Origin of the sequence: Lentzea tibetensis, from assembly GCF_007845675.1 — a bacterium.
GTDB classification, from domain to species: Bacteria; Actinomycetota; Actinomycetes; order Mycobacteriales; family Pseudonocardiaceae; genus Lentzea; species Lentzea tibetensis.
The window spans coordinates 1-15,795 of the sequence record NZ_VOBR01000052.1 but is presented as its reverse complement, the minus strand read 5'-3'; the positions used below and the strand labels follow the sequence as shown (position 1 = coordinate 15,795).

The window sequence follows — 15,795 nt, the reverse complement described above, 5'->3', positions numbered from 1 at the left end:
GGATCCGCCGGCCCCGGTGTCAGGAGGGCGACCCCCATGAGCTTGCTGCGCAGTTACGTCTCCGGCCGGTGGCACGTGCCGGACGCCGATGGCGCGCCGCTGCACGACGCGGTGACCGGTGAGGAGATCGCGCGGATCTCGTCGGCGGGGGTCGACATGGGTGCCGCACTGAGCTGGGGCCGCGAGGTCGGCGGCCCGGCGCTGCGCGAGCTGACCTTCCACCAGCGCGCCCAGCTGCTCAAGGCGCTCGGCCTGCACCTCAAGGAGCACAAGGACGAGCTGTACGCGCTGTCCTACCGCACCGGCGCGACCAAGGCCGACACGTGGATCGACGTCGACGGCGGCATCGGCGTGCTGCTCGGGTACGCCTCGAAGGCCAAGCGCGAGCTGCCCAACGACACCGTCTACGTCGACGGCGCGCTCGAACCGCTCGGCCGCGGCGGCACGTTCGTCGGCCAGCACATCTGCACGCCGCTGCGCGGGGTCGCGGTGCAGATCAACGCGTTCAACTTCCCCATGTGGGGCCCGCTGGAGAAGTTCGCGCCCGCGTTCATCGCCGGTGTGCCGTCGCTGATCAAGCCCGCGTCGCAGACCGCGTACGTCACCGAGAAGCTGGTCGAGCTGATGCTCGCCTCCGGCCTGCTGCCCGACGGTTCGCTGCAGCTGGTGTCCGGATCCGCCGGTGACCTGCTCGACCACCTCACCGCGCAGGACCTCGTCGGGTTCACCGGTTCCGCCTCCACCGCGCAGCACCTGCGCACGCACCAGGCCGTGATCCGGTCGTCCGTGCGGTTCAACGCCGAGGCGGACTCGCTCAACTGCTCGATCCTCGGCCCGGACGCCGTCGCGGGCACTCCCGAGTTCGACCTGTTCGTGAACCAGCTGGTCAGTGAGATGACCACCAAGGCGGGCCAGAAGTGCACCGCGATCCGGCGCGCGCTCGTGCCCGCCTCGCTGATCGACGAGGTCGCCGAGGCCACGTCGGCCAAGCTCGGCGGGATCGTCATCGGCAACCCGGCCAACCGCGATGTCAAGATGGGCGCGCTGGCCGGTCTCGAGCAGCGCGAGGAGGTCCGCCGCTCCCTCAAGGCCCTGCTGGAGAGCGCCTCTGTGGTCTACGGCTCCGACGAGGTGACCGTCGTGGACGCCGACGCCGAGCGCGGTGCGTTCATGTCGCCGATGCTGCTGCGCGCCGCGTCCGACGCCGTGCAGCCGCACGAGGTCGAGGCGTTCGGCCCGGTGTCGACGCTGCTGCCGTACAACTCCGTCGACGACGCGATCGCACTCGCCGCGCGCGGTGCCGGTTCGCTGGTCGGCTCGGTCGTGACGGGCGACGCGTCGTTCGCGCGCGACGTGGTGCTGGGTGTCGCGCCGTGGCACGGCCGCGTCCTGGTGCTCGACCGCGAGGACGCCGCCGAGTCGACCGGCCACGGCTCGCCGCTGCCGATGCTCGTGCACGGCGGCCCCGGTCGCGCCGGTGGCGGCGAGGAGATGGGTGGCATGCGCGGCGTGCTGCACCACATGCAGCGCACCGCCGTCCAGGGCAGCCCGAGGGTGCTCTCGGCCGTGACGAACCGCTGGGTGACCGGCGCGCCGCGCACCACCGAGGACGTCCACCCGTTCCGCAAGACGCTGGAGACGCTGCGCCTCGGCGACACCGTCGTGGCGGGCCCGCGCACCGTGACGCTGGAGGACATCGAGCACTTCGCCGAGTTCACCGGCGACACGTTCTACGCGCACATGGACGAGGAAGCCGCCGCCGCGAACCCGTTCTTCGGCGGACGCGTCGCGCACGGCTACCTCGTCGTGTCGTTCGCGGCCGGGCTGTTCGTCTCGCCAGAGCCCGGCCCGGTGCTGGCGAACTACGGGCTGGAGAACCTGCGGTTCGTCACGCCCACGTTCCCCGGCGACGAGCTGACCGTGACGCTGACCGTCAAGCAGATCACCCCGCGCGAGGACCAGGAGTACGGCGAGGTCCGCTGGGACGCCGACGTGGCGAACCAGAAGGGCGAGTCGGTGGCCCGCTACGACGTGCTCACGCTGGTCGCCAAGCGCTGACAGGGTTCCGACGGTTTCGCTGGGGTACTCGGGAACCCCAGCGACCTGATTGTCGGAGGAAAGCCACCGTGGATGTTGTCGACCTGATCATGCAGGACCACCGCGAGGTCGAGAGGTTGTTCGACGAGCTGAAGAACCACCCGGAGAAGCGCCCGCTGCTGACTCCCGTCCTGTGCGCGCTGCTCGTCGCGCACAGCCGCGCGGAGGAGGCCGAGGTGTACCCCGCGGCGAAGGACGAAGCCGGTGAGTCCGACGAGGTCGAACACAGCCAGGAGGAGCACGCCCAGGCCGAACGACTGCTCGTCGAGCTCGCGTCGACCGATCCCGAGTCGTCGCGGTACGACGGCGTGCTGAAGGAGCTCGTCGACGCGGTGACCCACCACGTCGAGGAAGAAGAGCAGACCGTGCTGCCAGGTATGCGCGCTCGCCTGGAATCCTCACGGCTCGAGCAGCTCGGCAAGGCGTTCGCCGAGAGCCGCGCGGAGCACCTCGGTGAGAAGCCGGGCGAAGCCAGCAAGGAGGAACTGCTCGTGCAGGCCCGCAACGCCGGCTTGCAGGGCGCGTCGAGCATGAGCAAGCAGCAGCTGGTCAGAGAGCTCCAGAAGCTGTCCTCCTGACCAAGCGCTCGCCATGAGGGGAGCTTTCCCAGCGCTGACCGCTGGGAAAGCTCCCCTCATGGCACGTCACCTGGGGTCGCGGCGCGGGAGTGGGCTGGTGGCAGGCCCTTCGAGCACCTCGCCGTCCACGTCGAACCGCGATCCGTGGCACGGGCAGTCCCAGCTCGTCTCGGCCCGGTTGAACCGGACGAGGCAGCCGAGGTGGGTGCAGCGCATCGACACCGCGTGCAGCTGCCCGTCGTGGTCGCGGTACACACCGGTCTTCCCGAGCCCGTCGCGGACCACGTGCGCCTCGCCGCGCGGCAGGCGTTCGCTCGACGACGCGTCGGCGGGCACCAGGCGGTCGCCGATCATGGCGACCGCCACCTCGGCGTTGATCCTCGCCAGCCGCGGCGCGGACGTCAGCGAGAGCCGGTGCGGGCTGAACCGGTCGGCGAACGGGTTCGGCTTGCCGGTCACGAGGTCGGCGAGCAGCGAGGCGGCGAACGTCCCGCCGGTGAGGCCCCACTTCATGAACCCGGTCGCGGTGTACAGCGATGTCGAGCCGGGCAGGTAGGGCCCGATCATCGGCAGGTGGTCGTAGGACGTCGGGTCCTGCGCGGACCAGCGGTGGGTGACCTCGTCGACGTCCCAGTGCTTCCGCGCGAAGGCCTCCAGCGCGCCGAACGGCGACGCCGAGGGGCGGTGGCCGGTGCGGTGGCTCTGCCCGGCGACGATCAGGAGGTCCTCGTAGGCGCTGATCGACCACTTCTCCTCGCCCGCGCTGATCGCCAGAGCAGACGGGACACCAGCAGGAACACGAGCTGCGATGCAATAGGCACGGTTGAGCTCCAATCGAGCGAAGTAGAGTCCTCGGTCCAGCAGCGGGACGTGGGTCGCGATGACGACGTGCGGTGCGGCGACGGCGCCGTCCCAGGTCGACACCTGGTGCTCGGTCACGTCGGTCACCCGGCTGTGCTCGAACACCTGCGAGCCGTCGCCGGAGACCGCCCGCGCCAGGCCGGTGAGGTAGCGGACCGGGTGCAGTGCGACCTGGTCGTCCAGCCGCACGGCCGCGTGCACGTCGAACGGCACGTCGAGGTCGGCGCTCGCGCGCACCGGCAGGCCCGCGCGGCGCGCGGCGTCGAACTCCTCCTCCACGGCGTTCACCTCGCGCTCGCTGAACGCGTACGTGAAGGCCGGTGCGCGGCGGAAGCCGCAGTCGATCTGCTCCGACGCCACCAGTTCGGCGACCTGGTCCACCGCTCGCACGCTGGCCTTCGCGTAGTCCGCTGCTGCGGCAGGCCCGTGCGTCCTCGTGACGGTTGTGTACACAGTGGACTGCAATGCGGTCACCTTGGCGGTGTTGTTGCCGGACGCGCCGCCGCCGACGCGGCCGGCCTCCAGCACCGCGACCCGGAGGCCGCGCCGCTTCAGCAGCAGCGCCGTGGTGAGCCCGGTGATGCCGCCGCCGACGATCGCCACGTCGAAGCCGTGGCGTCCGGAGAGCGATGAGCGGGGCTGTTCGGGCAGGTCCTGGAGCCACAGCGACTCGGAAGCGGTGGTCGTCATGCCCGGTGGTTACCCGGAACCGGTCGGCGCATCCCTGAGATCGCGTTGCTGCGCTAAGTTCGGGGAGCCGCCGTCACTCATGACAACCGGAGAGGTTGCCGGATGAGGCGCTGGCTCGTTCTCGCACTCGCACTCGCCGCCGTCCCCACCCCCGTTGCCCACGCGGCCGACGACCTGCTCGACAGACTCAAGGCGGTCCCCGGACTCACCGTCGTCGCGGACCGTCCGCCGCCCGCGAGCCACCTGAGGTTCTTCTCGCTCACCTACCGCCAGCCGGTCGACCACCGCGACCCGGCGAAGGGCACGTTCGAGCAGCGGATCACCCTGCTGCACAACGCATACGAGAAGCCGATGGTGCTGCACACCAGCGGCTACGACGTGTACTGGGACCGGCCGTTCCGCGCCGAGCCGACGTTCCTGCTCGGCGCCAACCAGATCGCCGTCGAGCAGCGGTTCTTCCCGCCGTCGATCCCGAATCCGCGCGACCTTTCGAAGCTCGACATCTGGCAGGCCGCGAGCGATCACCACCGGATCGTCACCGGGCTCGAGAAGATCTACTCGCGCAGGTGGATCAGCGTGGGGGAGAGCAAGGGCGGCATGGCGTCGGTCTACCACCGGCGCTTCTTCCCGGACGACGTGGACGGCACGGTCGCCTACGTCGCGCCGAACGACGTGGTCGATGACGAGGACGTCTACGAGCGGTTCCTGGACACCGTGGGCACGGACCCGCAGTGCCGGACGAACCTCAGGAACGTCCAGGCCGACGCGCTGAGGCGGCGGGCCGCGCTGGTCGCCAAGTACGACGCGTGGGCGAAGCAGAACAACCGGACGTTCACCAGGACCATGGGCGGCTCCGACCAGGCGTTCGAGGCGCTGGTCGTCGAGATGCCCTTCGTGTTCTGGCAGTACGGCGCCCAGTACCACTGCCGCTCGATACCGACGCCGAGCGCGACGAACGAGCAGCTCTTCGGATGGCTGGACCGGACGATCGGGCTCGACTCCTACACCGACCAGAAGCTCGAGCACTACCTGCCCTACTACTTCCAGGCGGCCACGCAGCTCGGCTATCCGGCGATGCCCGAAGCGCACTTGAAAGGACTGCTCAGGTTTCCCGGTGTGGCAAGCCCCCGTTCGTTCGTGCCGCGTGACATCCCGATGGCCTACCAGCCGGGCGTGATGGCCGACATCGATCGGTGGGTGAAGGAACAGGGTGCGGGCCTGATGTTCGTCTACGGTCAGACGGACCCGTGGAGTGCCGAGCCTTTCCGTCTTGGAGCGGGCAGCAAAGATTCCTATTGGTACGAGGTCCCCGGTGGGAACCACGGCGCTGAGGTGGACGAACTGCCTGCGGCGCAACGGAACCAGGCTCAGGAGACGATCAGGCGGTGGGCCGGCGTCGCGGCATCCGAGACGCAGTACGTACCAGGTCTGGACGATCGGCGGCCACTACGCGGTACGCATCTCATTTGGCGCAGATAAATGCATAAGTTCGGGGTGCGATAGATATTTCATAACAGGTCGGGTTATTGTTCAGTGAAGCACCGATTGGCTGGGTCGGTGCGCATCGTGGTGGACAAACGGAAGTGGACTTGCATGTCGCCGAACCAGCCGAACCAGTTGCCCGTCGAGGTCGTCCGGTGGCCCGTGGAGGCCGATGCCCGCGACCACTGCCAGCGCAACGGGACCCTCTGCCTCCTGGTCGTGGAGAAGGGCGCCCCGGCGCCGGTGCTCACCGACCTGCGCGAGGACTGGGTCCGCGCACCGGTCGCGCACCAGGACCTCACCGTGCGGATAGCGATGTTGCGCGCCCGTGCCGCCCGGTACGCCGTCCCCGAGCTGGACACGTCGGGCATCCTGCGGTTCCGGACCCGCTCGGTGGTGCTCTCGCCCACCGAGCGGGCGCTGGTCGCCGAGCTGCTGCGCCGGTTCAGGGCGCTCACCTCGCGGGACGAGCTGTTGCGCTGCCTGCCGACCCGCGAGGGCGACACGAGCAACGCGCTGCACCTGCACATCATGAGGTTGCGCCGCCGCATCGAGCCGCTCGGTCTGGTCATCAAGACCCTGTGGAACCAGGGCTACCAGCTGGGGCCGTCGGGCCAGTGAGGTAAAGGCTCGCCTGTGAAACGGCAAAAGTGCCGTCCGATACGGCAAAAGGCCGTATCGGGCCGCTCGATCACGCACCTAGACTGCGCACGCCGGTTGGTTGGAAAGCAACCAACCGTCTGGGGGGCTCGTTAACAACACCTTACGTGTGAATGGAGTCGAGCGTGCTCGAAAACATGGGGCAGGTCACGCGGCGGTCCTTCGTCGTGGGAACGGCGGGGGTGGCGGGCCTCGCGGGACTGGCCGCTGTCGCACCCGGCATCGCGGGTGCGGACCCGATCGGACACGGACCCATCAGCGAACCGGCGGAGGGGCCCTCGGCGGCCGCGCTGATCACGTTCCAGAAGATCGACGGCACGCCCGTCTACTACTGGCGGTCGAACCGGCCGAACACGACGCCGCGGAACTGGCAGGCCACCCAGGCGTTCTACAACGCGCTCGTCGCCTGGATCCGCGACCTCCGCTCGCTCTCGGCCGGCTACGGCAGCATCTCCTACCTCGTGTCGGCGGGGTTCTACGTCAACAAGCCCGGTGAGCACGGCGCGGGCACGGCGATGGACCTCGACCACGTCAAGTGGAGCGGTGGCAACTCCATCTCGCCGCTGGACAAGCACCACGCGTCGACCAACGCCGCCATCCGCAAGCGCTACCTGGCCACCGAGGCCGTGTGCCGCAGGCGCTTCCGGTACGTGCTCGACGGCTGGTACAACGCCGACCACGCGGACCACATCCACTCCGACTTCGGCGGGATGCCGGTGCGCGTGCTCAAGGACTCCGAGTCCGACACGAAGTTCGTGCAGGCCATGTGCAACAACTTCCGCGGCGCGGGCCTCGCGATCGACGGCGTGTGGGGCCCGGCGACCCAGTCGGCGTTCAACGGCGCCAAGTCGGCACTCGCTGTGACCGGCGATCCGCACACCAGCAGCGCGGTGTGGCAGGGCATGCTCTCGAAGATCGCCCAGAAGGGCTTCGCGAACCAGGGTTTCTGAGAATCCGGCGCGAATTGTAAGAAAAACGTCAGGAAACGGCCCCCTCCGAGATCCGGAGGGGGCCGTCGGCGGCCGAGCGGGGTGTAGTGGCTAGGCGTTGCACTTCTTCCACGCGAAGTGGTAGATCGTCGAGATCGCACCGTCGGTGGAGTCCATCGAGATGAAGCTCGTCTTCTTCTTGTCCGACGTGCCCTGGTTCATTCTGAGTTCGGTGTTGATGTTGAAGTTGCGCTTGGCGCCGCACGGGTGGTAGATGATCGCGGCGATGTCGGTCTTGTCCGTGGACTGCCAGTCGTCACTGTACGAGCCCTTCCAGGAGTGAGACCGGTATTCCGTCTCGGACATTCCCTGGAAGTAGTAGTTGGCGCGTTCCGTCGCGCTCGCACCCTTCTCGAGGTGCGCGAATCCGCGGTAGTCGGCCTGCGCGACGCCGTAGGTGAACCCGCCAGGCACGTTCACGCGCAGGTTGAGCTGGCAGTTCTTCCGGATATCCGTCGGCTTGGACTGCGGGCCGACCTGTGCCATGAACTCGCTGTAGGTGACCGTGAACGCCTTGTTGTCAGGGGACACGGCAACTGCGGCGGTACCGGCCCGACAGCCGGATCCGTTGACCGTCACGACGTCGATCGTGATCTCGCCGGTGGGCGGTGGTACCGAGTCCGGCGGGATGATGATTGTGGACAGGGCCATGGCGGCAGCAGCCAACGTGCTAATCATGGGACACCTTTCCGAATGCTCTCGACATGTCGGCGGCGTGGTACCAGACCGTATCGGAAAGGTAGTTAACGAACCGCCCGCCAACCGGAGCAACATTGCGGCGGCATCGGCCTACATGAATGTCCTCGCCCAATTATTACGGTAAGCGATCAATCGCTGAGCGTAGTAACGGACATGCAAGCGGTATGATTGGGAAATAACCACCAGTACCGACAGTTCGGTTGGGCGAAACCGCAATGCTCGCAGGCCTGTGGACAATGTAACAGAACTCGAACGGAGCAGCGGGGTTCAGTGGTGCGGCGTCGCATTTGGTGAAGTGTCCACTAACACGAAGGCCGCTCACGAAAAGGACGCGTCCGCGAACGGACGCGTCCTTGTGGGTGAACTACTGGTTTCCGCCCATGGAGCCACCCAGCCCGAAGAGGATTCGCTGGATCAGCTCGGGATCGACGTCCGGCTCGTCACCGAGCGCCTCGGCCGCGGGAGATCGTCGCGGCTCGCGGCGGGGGAGCGGGACGGCGTTGGCGTTGACGCCAGTCGGGAGGGGGAGCTCGCACCAGATGAGCTTGGCACCGCCACCGAGGGGCAGTTCGCCGGTGCGGAGATCGGGACTCGTCGGCGGCATCGTGAACCGGGCGGCCTCGAGTTCGATCACCAGGTACTCGCCGCTCAATCGCAACCGCAACGTGATCAACCGGCTCGTGTTCGGGTCCGCGCACTCGATCGCGGCCTCGACGAGCGCGCACGCCACGTTCGACGTCTCGTCCATCAGATTGCGCAGCCGCCACTCGCCGAGGGTGAAGCGGACGAACATGTCCGCGCAGTTCACAGCTGTGGGCAGCGCGATGAGTGTGATGTCGTCGACCTGGGCGGTCTGGGCGTTCACCTGCATGCTGCCTCCGTTCGCGTGCGGCCGCGCGACCACGCAACAGTCACCCGAATGGCCGTCGCGGTGCGGGGGAATCTACACAGGTATACGGAGGAAGCAACGCCCCGGTTGACTCTCGGGTCAAAAGTCACCACAGCGACACATGCCGAGGTCCCCGGCGCTCACTCTGAGTGAGACGCCGGGGACGCTCGGTGAAAAGCTGCTACCTGCAGACCTTCCAGGCGAAGTGGTACTTCGTGCTGACGCCACCGTCGGTGGAGTCCATCGTGACGAACGCCGGCGTGTTGCTGCCGTTCGCGAACGCGCGCAGCTCGGTGTTGACGTTGAGGTTGCGCACCTCGCCACAGGGCGCGAAGACGATCGACGCCACATCGCTCTTGTCGGTGAACTGCCAGTCGTCGCTGAAGGGCCCGCTGAGTGCGTGCGAGCTCACCGCGGTCGGCGACGTTCCCATGAAGTAGTAGTTAGCTCGCTCTTGTCCGCGCGCGCCTCTGGGTAAGTGCGCGAACCCTCGGTAGTCGGCCTGTGCGATACCGAAAGTGAATCCCTGCGGGTAGTGCACGCGCAGGGACAGTTGGCAGTTCTTGCGGAAGTCGGTCGGTGACGATCCGGAGCCGGCCTGAGCTGTGTAGTGGCTGTAAGTGACCGTGAATGCGGTGTTGTCGTCGGCAGTTGCCACAGCGGCAGTTCCCGCGGGGCAGCCGGAGCCGTTCACGGTGACGACATCGACGGTGATTTTGCCAGGGGGGACCACGTCCGCGCTGCTCGGCGCGGTCGGCGCGACGAGGAGTGACAGGGCCAAACCGGTAGCAGCCATCGCACTGAGCATGAGGCGCCTTTCTTTCAGGGGCGGATGGCGGCGTGCGGTGACGATATCGTAAATACCCTTTACAAGCGGACAGCCGACCGGGCGAACTTAAAAATATTTAAAACGGATTAATCGTCCGTACGGTGGATTGGCGACGGCGTACCGTCGCGTAACTTTCGTGGTGATCACAGACCACCTGAATACACCGTCCACCACACCAGACGCCGTGAGCCCCGGCAGTCCCCCTCATAACACCGGTGTGGGAAGGCGATCGCGCACTGCTCATCGGTTCCTCCCTCCTGCTCGGAACCGGTGGTGCGGCAGCGGTGCGCTGAGCGCCACGGCCGGTGCCCGCCGGAGGGCGTCGGGATTTCGATCCCACGATCCCGACGCCCCCGGCGGTGTTACGACCACCAGCCGTCGGGGCGCCATTTGCGGCCATGAGTGCCGCAAATGGTGCCCCGACAGCACAATCCGCGACCAGACCCCAGGCGGGGTGCGGCGGAGGCGGAGCTGGACGCGAGCGCCACCGAGTGGCCCGCGGTCCACCCGCAGCGATCCACCGGTGGCCTCGGCGGCCCTGCGGGCGATGTCGAGGCCGAGCCCGGTCGACCCTCCGCCCGACGCGCCCCGCAACACCGCGACCTCGGAGTTCTCGATGCCCGGACCCGCGTCCTCCACCACGAGCGCGACCATGTCTGCCTGGTGGAACAGCGTGACGGCGAACCGCGTGCCCTCCGGGGTGTGCCGGAAGACGTTGCCGAGCATCGCGTCGAGCGCCGTCGTGAGGTCCGTGCGCGGCAGCGGGACGTGCGCCGGGCGGTCCGTGCCGCGCACCGTCCACGGACGCTCCTGGTCGTCCGCGAGCGCCGACCAGAACACGAGCCGGTCCCGAACCACCTCGGTGGCGTCGCTGGAGGCTCCATCGCTGTCAGAGAGGCCCGAACGGGCCGTGCGGATGATCTCGTCCACCTCGCGCTCCAAACCGCGGACGGCCTGCCTGATGCGCTCCGCGCCGCTGCCCGCCCCGAGCGTCTCGGCGTCCAGCAACAACGCGGTGAGCGGCGTGCGCAGCCGGTGCGACAGGTCGGCGACGACCTCCCGTTCGGCGGTCACCAGGTGATGCACGCGTTCGGCCATGGCGTTGAACGCCCCGCCGACGGCCTTCAGCTCGGGTGGACCGCTCGGCGCGACCCGCGCGGACAGGTCGCCGCGGCCCATCGCCTGCGCGCCCTCGGCGAGCGCGGTCGCCGCTTTGACCGACCGCGCGCCCATCCGGTCCGCGACGAACACCGACGCGGCGACCAGCCCGATCGCGACGCCGCCCAGCGCCCACCACGTCTTGGTGACGCCTTTTGTGAGGTCCGCGCTCGGGACGTACGCCTCGACGATCGCGACGCGGCCGAGGTTGAGCGCCACCGGTTGCAAGTACACGACGCCGTCCGGCGTGCGGACCGTCGCCGCGCGCGCCACCTTCTTCGCGGCCGCGAGCTGGTCTTTGTTGATCCGCGAACCGCCCAATGTGCCCTTGTCCGGCAGGTGCACGGCCAGCCGCTGCTCGGAGCCGAACCGGGTGCTGACGATGGCCTGGCGGATCGCGTTCGTCTCGGTCGTGATGACGAGCGCCGGGGTGAGCGCGTTGGCCTGCCGCTGCGCCTCTGCGAGCGCGCGGTCCTCGGCCAGCTCCTGGACCAGCAGCGCGAGCGGGATGAGGAACGCCAGCGCGACCATGGAGGTGGCGGCCAGTGCCACCAGCACCAGTGAGCGCCTCACCTCGGGTCGACCAGCCGGACGCCGACACCGCGGACGGTGTGCAGGTAGCGCGGCTGGGCGGCCCGTTCGCCGAGCTTGCGGCGCAACCAGGACAGGTGGACGTCGAGCGTCTGGTCGTCCTGGCCGCGGGGGATCTGCCACAGGTTCGTGAGCAGCTCGGCGCGCTGGACGACCTCACCCGGTCTTGCGGCGAGGTAGGCGAGCAACTCGAACTCCTTGTGGGTCAGCGAGAGGTCCTGTCCATCCAAAGTGGCCTGCCTGCGGTCGAGGTCCACGACGAGGCCGCCGACCGAGAAGGAGCCCTTCGAGCGGGACCGGCGCAGCACCGCGGACAGCCTGGCCGCCAGGTGCTCGCTGGAGAACGGCTTGACGAGGTAGTCGTCCGCACCCGCGTTGAGCAGGCGGACGATCTCGCTCTCCTCGTCGCGCGCGGTCGCCACGACGACCGGCGTGTCGGTGACGCCGCGGATCATCCGCAGCGCGTCGCCGCCGTCGAGGTCGGGGAGTCCGAGGTCGAGGATGACCGCGTCGTAGGGTTCGGCGGCGACCTCGCGCAGCGCGTCGATCGCGGTGCCGACGGCGTACACCCGGTAACCCAGATCGGTGAGGGCCCTGGTGACCGCGGCGCGCACGACGGGGTCGTCCTCGACCAGGAGCAGTGAGGGCATGGGCGGCAACCTACTGAAAGGATGACGCGATGAGGCGTTCGATCGGATACCTGTCGGCCTGGGCCGTCACGACCACGGTCGCGGTCGGACTGTCCTGGCTCGGCATCCGGTCGGCACTCGACCACGGTGTCACCGCGGCGCCGCAGGCTCTCGTGTCCGTGGACGGCACGCAGCCCGTCGTCGTCGACGCGCCGAGCATCACGGAGGTCGCGAGCCCGGCACCCACCACATCGTCGTCCTCGGCGGCGCCGTCGCCCGTCCCCGCGCCACCACCCGCTGCACGTGTGCCCACATCTACTACTACGTCCGCGAAGCAGCAGACGGCTCAACCGGACCAGGGAGTCTGGCAGGCCGACGGCAGCTACGTGCGGAGCTTCCGCCTGAACGGGGGCGACGTGACGGCCCGGTTCACGCGCGAGAACGTCGAGGCGATGTCCGCGGTGCCGAATGAGGGTTACTCGGTTTCGGTCGAGCAGCCGGGCGGTCCGCTGGTCGTGAACTTCCGCACCACGTCGGGCCGTCTCTCCCGGTTGGAGGCCGTGTGGGGAGACGGCCCGACGTGGAAGGTCATCGAGCAGTAGCTACAGGCCGATGGCCTTGGCGACCTGTTGCGGCTTGAGGATCCTCAGCAGCGCCTCGATCAGGTAGTAGTCGCCGTAGGGCAGGGAGATCTCCACGCCGTCCTCGGACGGCCGGTTGCGGGTGCCCCTGGCGAGGATCGCGTCCGCCCGCGTGGAGTTCGTGGTGAGGCAGGTGCGGCACAGCGCGTCGACGATCTGCAGCGCCCGCGTGCGGTAGCGCTGGTCGCCGGACGCGGTGGTGAGGTCGATCAGCCCGCAGGCCATGATCGCGCCCGCGGTGGCGTCCTTGATGTCGTTGGGCGCCAAGGGGGAGCGGTAGTCCCACACCGGAACGTGGTCCGGGGTGAGGGACTTGAGCGCGAAGTCGGCCATTTTCCGGGCGGTGTCGAGGAACTCTCGGTTCTTGGTCCTGCGGTGCATGGTGGTGAAGCCGTAGATGCCCCACGCCTGCCCGCGCGACCAGCACGACGTGGGGCTGTAGCCCTGCACCGTGTTCTGGCCGATCGGCGCGCCGGTGTCGGGGTTGAAGTCGAACACGTGCGGCGTCGACCCGTCCGGGCGCAGGAAGTGCTGCCGCGTGGTCTGCGCGTGGGCGGTCGCGATGTCCAGGTACCTCGGGTCCCCGGTCTCCTGCGTCGCGAACGCCAGCAGGTCCAGGTTCATCATCGTGTCGATGATCGTGCGGCCGGCGTTGCCCGGCGTGCCGAGCGCGCCCCACGCGCGGATGTAGCGGCCCTTGTCGTTGTACCGCTTGATGAGCGAGGCCGCGGCGTCGATCGCGCCGTCGCGCCACTTGCGGTCGCCGGTGAGCCGGTACGCGGTCACCCACGAGGGGGAGAACAGGAAGCCGAGGTCGTGGTCGCGCGGTTCGAGCCTGCGCGGCGCCAGCCGGTCGTTCGCGGCGATCGCCAGATCCTTGAACTGCTGGTCGCCGCTGTCGAGGTGGGCCAGCCACAGCGTGCCCGGCCAGAAGCCGGCGACCCAGCCGCCGTCGTTGACGAACGTCCACTTCTCGAACCGGGTGCTTTCGGGGAACGAGGTGATCCGCGGTGCGACGGTGCGCAGTTTGCCGATGGCGTAGTCGAGTGCCGCGCGGTATCTCGGTGTGGGCTGAGCGTTCGCGAGCGCGGGGGTGGCCGCGGTGAGCGCGGTCGCGGCGAGCAGGGCGCGTCGAGACAGGTTCACGAGTCCGTCCAGTGTGTCGTCCGTGCGCCCGCGATCACTATGCCGAGCAGTCCTCGTCTGATCAAGGGGATGGACAACGTTCACATCCGTGAACCAGGTGGCGGAGGTCGGCGGCTACCTCCGCCGGGTGATATTTCAGTGGTTGTGCCCGAGCTGGGCGCGGATCTCGCCCGCGGGGTACTTGGCGCTGTGCACGTTCACGTAGACGGCACCCGCCCGGATGGCGCGAGCCACCTCGGCGAACTCGCCGGCGGCGATGCCTTGAGGCGCCGGCCCGATGACGTCGGTGGCCTTGAGCGTGCCGGTGACCGTGGCCGGCGCGGCCGGACAGGCCTGCGTGCCCGCGGGCCCGTTACCCGCGTTGGTGCACAGGAAGACGATGATCTGCCCGCTCTGCGCGGACCCGCCCAGGTGCAGGTGAGCCTGGGTGACGGCACCTTCGAGCGCGCTGTAGCTCAGCCGGTAGGTGATCTCCTGCTTGGTCTCGTCGACACGGGCCCTGAACTGCCCGGTGCCGGTGGTCGACAGCACCAGCGGGTCCTCGTTGAGCCCGCTGAGCCTGACCTGGTTGGCGTCACTGCCCGCCATGGCCGTCGAGCCCGCCGTACCGGCGGCCAGCAGCAGCCCGAGCAGGACGAGTTTCGTTCTCATCTCTGACCTCCCCATCACGGATCTGAATCCGCCTCCTTCTACGCCGTCTTGGTCACAGGGGTTCAGAGAGTTCGAGAAACGGCTACACGTCTCGGGGCGACATGCGGTAGGAGTGTGGGTCTGCCGATTCTGATGAGGTGAGAGATGACGGGTGTGCTCGACGTGGGATGTTTCAGCGCACACCTCGTTGTCGTAGGCAAGGACCTGCTGCATCCGGAGCTGTCGCACAAGGTGCGCCTGCGCCTGGACCGCACCATCGACTCGCGCGGCCGCATCTCCCGCTCCGGCATCGACCAGATCAGCGAGGCCGTGCTGACCGCCCGCAAGGTCGTCCGGCGCGCCGGCGTCTCCGACGTCGTGCCCTTCGCCACTTCGTCGGTTCGCGACGCTGCCAACGCCGCCGAGGTCATCGACCGCGTCGCCGCGCGGACCGGGGTGCGGCTGAAGGTGTTGTCCGGGCAGGAAGAGGCGCGGTTGTCCTACGTGGCCGCCCGGCACTGGTTCGGGTGGGCCGCGGGGGAGCTGCTCGTGCTGGACGTCGGGGGTGGGACCGTCGAGATCGCTCACGGTTCCTCTGCTGATCCCGCGTTTGCCTGCTCGTTGCCGTTGGGGGCGCGGACGCTCACCAGAGCCGGGTTGAGCGTTGCCGACATGCGTGCGTCTGTCGCCGCCTCGTTGGCCTCGGTGTGTCCGCGGACCGAGTTGCCGCGTGGAGCGCGGGCTGTCGGGTGTTCCAAGGTTTTTCAGCAGTTGGCTCGGTTGACCGGGGCTCGGGCTCAGCGACGTGGGGCGTTGGTGCCTCGGCAGTTGCGTGCCTCCGACCTCGCCGAGTGGATTCCCCGGTTGGCCTCGTTGTCCGTTCGGGAGCGGGCTGCGTTGCCTGGGATTTCTCGGCATCGGGCTCGGCAGTCGCTGGCCGGGGCTGTTGCTGCCGAGGCGTTGATGAAGGCCACCGGGCATGACGTTGTGGACATCTCTCCCTGGTCTACCAAGGAAGGGTTGTTGCTCAGGTTGCTCGGGGAGCATGGGCGAGGCGTGTCCGCCGCCTGATTTTTCCTTGTGTGGCTTGAGGTTTCTTTGGTGGTGGGGTGGGGAGGGTCTCGCTGATCACCAGAGGTCGCCACATCGAAAATGCCCTGTCAAGGCGGAAAAGCTGCCTTGACAGGGCATTTTCGATGTGGCAAGGCTTCGCCTGATCAGCGAGA

Annotated in this window: 15 protein-coding genes; 7 read left to right on the top strand and 8 right to left on the bottom strand. The window is 68.4% G+C overall.

Going from position 1 to position 15,795, the window contains the following annotated elements; translation table 11 throughout:
- Positions 1 to 36: 36 nt before the first annotated feature.
- Positions 37 to 2,058, top strand: coding sequence for a phenylacetic acid degradation bifunctional protein PaaZ (gene paaZ / locus FKR81_RS41365; protein WP_146360813.1), 2,022 nt, complete (start codon positions 37 to 39; stop codon positions 2,056 to 2,058).
- A 68-nt stretch (positions 2,059 to 2,126) separates the two neighbouring features.
- Positions 2,127 to 2,675 (top strand): hemerythrin domain-containing protein, encoded by a 549-nt coding sequence (locus FKR81_RS41360; protein ID WP_235922216.1) that lies wholly within the window; start codon positions 2,127 to 2,129, stop codon positions 2,673 to 2,675.
- Positions 2,676 to 2,741: 66 nt separating this feature from the next.
- Here FKR81_RS41360 and FKR81_RS41355 read toward each other — a convergent pair whose 3' ends face one another.
- Positions 2,742 to 4,226, bottom strand: coding sequence for an FAD-dependent oxidoreductase (locus FKR81_RS41355; protein WP_146360811.1), 1,485 nt, complete (start codon positions 4,224 to 4,226; stop codon positions 2,742 to 2,744).
- A gap of 102 nt (positions 4,227 to 4,328) precedes the next feature.
- Between FKR81_RS41355 and FKR81_RS41350 the strand changes: the two genes are divergently transcribed.
- The 3 genes from FKR81_RS41350 (at position 4,329) to FKR81_RS41340 (ending at position 7,318) form a co-directional block, all read left to right on the top strand.
- On the top strand, positions 4,329 to 5,705 hold the full coding sequence (locus FKR81_RS41350) for a S28 family serine protease (protein ID WP_146360809.1): 1,377 nt from the start codon (positions 4,329 to 4,331) through the stop codon (positions 5,703 to 5,705).
- A gap of 114 nt (positions 5,706 to 5,819) precedes the next feature.
- On the top strand, positions 5,820 to 6,329 hold the full coding sequence (locus FKR81_RS41345; protein WP_146360808.1) for a helix-turn-helix domain-containing protein: 510 nt from the start codon (positions 5,820 to 5,822) through the stop codon (positions 6,327 to 6,329).
- A gap of 164 nt (positions 6,330 to 6,493) precedes the next feature.
- A complete protein-coding gene (locus FKR81_RS41340) occupies positions 6,494 to 7,318 on the top strand; it encodes an extensin family protein (protein WP_186763487.1) in 825 nt (274 codons plus the stop codon).
- A gap of 90 nt (positions 7,319 to 7,408) precedes the next feature.
- Here FKR81_RS41340 and FKR81_RS41335 read toward each other — a convergent pair whose 3' ends face one another.
- The 5 genes from FKR81_RS41335 to FKR81_RS41315 form a co-directional block, all read right to left on the bottom strand.
- Positions 7,409 to 8,035 (bottom strand): DUF4360 domain-containing protein, encoded by a 627-nt coding sequence (locus tag FKR81_RS41335; protein ID WP_146360804.1) that lies wholly within the window; start codon positions 8,033 to 8,035, stop codon positions 7,409 to 7,411.
- Between the two features lie 385 nt (positions 8,036 to 8,420).
- Entirely contained in the window at positions 8,421 to 8,927 is a 507-nt protein-coding gene (locus tag FKR81_RS41330) for an ATP-binding protein (RefSeq protein WP_328593198.1), read from the bottom strand.
- 199 nt (positions 8,928 to 9,126) lie between these two features.
- Positions 9,127 to 9,753, bottom strand: a complete 627-nt coding sequence (locus tag FKR81_RS41325) for a DUF4360 domain-containing protein (protein WP_146360802.1) — start codon at positions 9,751 to 9,753, stop codon at positions 9,127 to 9,129.
- Between the two features lie 261 nt (positions 9,754 to 10,014).
- The gene (locus tag FKR81_RS41320) at positions 10,015 to 11,505 is read right to left on the bottom strand and encodes a HAMP domain-containing sensor histidine kinase (protein WP_146360800.1); all 1,491 of its coding nucleotides are present in this window, start codon (positions 11,503 to 11,505) and stop codon (positions 10,015 to 10,017) included.
- Positions 11,502 to 12,173 carry a response regulator transcription factor gene (locus FKR81_RS41315; protein WP_146360798.1) on the bottom strand — a complete coding sequence of 224 codons (672 nt, stop codon included), beginning with the start codon at positions 12,171 to 12,173 and terminating at the stop codon, positions 11,502 to 11,504. The genes FKR81_RS41320 and FKR81_RS41315 overlap by 4 nt, the downstream gene beginning before the upstream one ends.
- A 29-nt stretch (positions 12,174 to 12,202) precedes the next feature.
- On the opposite strand from FKR81_RS41315, the gene FKR81_RS41310 reads away from it, so the two are divergent.
- Positions 12,203 to 12,754, top strand: coding sequence for a hypothetical protein (locus FKR81_RS41310; RefSeq protein ID WP_146360796.1), 552 nt, complete (start codon positions 12,203 to 12,205; stop codon positions 12,752 to 12,754).
- Here the strand turns inward: FKR81_RS41310 and FKR81_RS41305 are convergent, their stop codons facing one another.
- Together FKR81_RS41305 and FKR81_RS41300 are read right to left on the bottom strand one after the other, a co-directional pair.
- Positions 12,755 to 13,939 (bottom strand): glycoside hydrolase family 88 protein, encoded by a 1,185-nt coding sequence (locus tag FKR81_RS41305; protein WP_146360795.1) that lies wholly within the window; start codon positions 13,937 to 13,939, stop codon positions 12,755 to 12,757.
- A 135-nt stretch (positions 13,940 to 14,074) separates the two neighbouring features.
- A complete protein-coding gene (locus tag FKR81_RS41300; RefSeq protein ID WP_186763486.1) occupies positions 14,075 to 14,590 on the bottom strand; it encodes a CHRD domain-containing protein in 516 nt (171 codons plus the stop codon).
- A 144-nt stretch (positions 14,591 to 14,734) separates the two neighbouring features.
- On the opposite strand from FKR81_RS41300, the gene FKR81_RS41295 reads away from it, so the two are divergent.
- Entirely contained in the window at positions 14,735 to 15,640 is a 906-nt protein-coding gene (locus tag FKR81_RS41295; RefSeq protein ID WP_146360791.1) for a Ppx/GppA phosphatase family protein, read from the top strand.
- Positions 15,641 to 15,795: the final 155 nt, after the last annotated feature.